Source organism: Aquimarina pacifica (assembly GCF_000520955.1).
GTDB lineage: Bacteria > Bacteroidota > Bacteroidia > Flavobacteriales > Flavobacteriaceae > Aquimarina > Aquimarina pacifica.
In genome coordinates, this window is sequence record NZ_JACC01000103.1 from 1 (window position 1) to 1,358 (window position 1,358).

Below are 1,358 nucleotides of genomic sequence, written 5' to 3' on the forward strand. Positions count from 1 at the left end.
GTACCATCTGGATCCGCAGGAGGCGTACCTGTACCCGTAGCACTGTTCTCAATTCCTCCGGCATTAATATCAGCCTGAGTAAGCACATAAGTCGCCTCAAAAGTAGCCGTCTCACCAGGAATCAACGTACCCGCAGCACTTGGACCATCATTCATATCAAACAATGGCGTTGGAGCACCACCACTTCCACTAAATATCGTCTCACTAACACTCACTCCTGTTAACGTCGTATTACCTGTATTCTCAACTGTATACGTATATGCTATCGTATCGCCAACATCGGCAATCGTAGCATCTGCTCCACCTGTAATATCCAAGACACTCGTCTTCACTGTCGCTAGACTGGAACTCGCGGGTGTTAACACTACCGTAGGATCATTCTCAAAATCTGTATCCCCATCGGTAGTACCATCTAAACCAGGCTCATTAAGCGTATCATCACCCGCATCAGAAACATCCGTGATCGCCGGATTGATCGTACCGTCTGGATCTGCTGGTGGGGTTCCTGTACCTGTAGCACTGTTCTCAATTCCTCCGGCATCAATATCTGCCTGAGTAAGCGTATAGGTCGCCTCAAAAGTAGCCGTCTCACCAGGAATCAACGTGCCTGCAGCACTTGGACCACTATTCATATCAAAGCCAGGCGTTGGAGCACCACCACTTCCACTAAACAACGTCTCACTAACATTCACTCCTGTTAACGTCGTATTACCCGTATTCTCAACCGTATAGGTATATTCTATCGTATCACCAGCATCAACTACCGTAGCATCTAAGCCGCCCGTAATATCTAATACACCACTCTTAACCGTAGCTATACTTGGACTCGCGGGAATCAAACTCACCGTAGGATCATTCTCAAAATCTGTATCTCCATCATCTGTACCATCTAAACCAGGTTCATTGAGCGTATCATCACCGGCATCAGAAACATCTGTAAGCGCCGGGTTGATCGTACCATCTGGATCCGCAGGAGGTGTACCCGTACCCGTAGCACTGTTCTCTAATCCGCCGGCATCAATATCCGCCTGAGTGATCGCATAGGTCGCCTCAAAAGTAGCCGTCTCACCAGGAATCAACGTACCCGCAGCACTTGGACCATCATTCATATCAAACACTGGTGTTGGAGCACCACCACTTCCACTAAATATCGTCTCACTAACACTCACTCCTGTTAACGTCGTATTACCCGTATTCTCAACCGTATAGGTATAGGTAAACACATCGCCAACATCGGCAATCGTAGCATCAACACCACCAGTAATATCCAAAACACTCGTCTTAACCGTAGCTAAACTGGAACTCGCGGGTGTTAAGGTGACTGTAGGGTCATTCTCAAAATCTGTATCCCCATCGGT

General features: G+C 47.7%; 1 protein-coding gene. It reads right to left on the reverse strand.

All coding sequences use genetic code 11. The annotated features are described in order from the left end of the window. On the reverse strand, positions 1-1,358 hold a 1,358-nt coding region (locus DZ60_RS23780), incomplete at both ends, for a DUF7507 domain-containing protein (protein ID WP_034230488.1).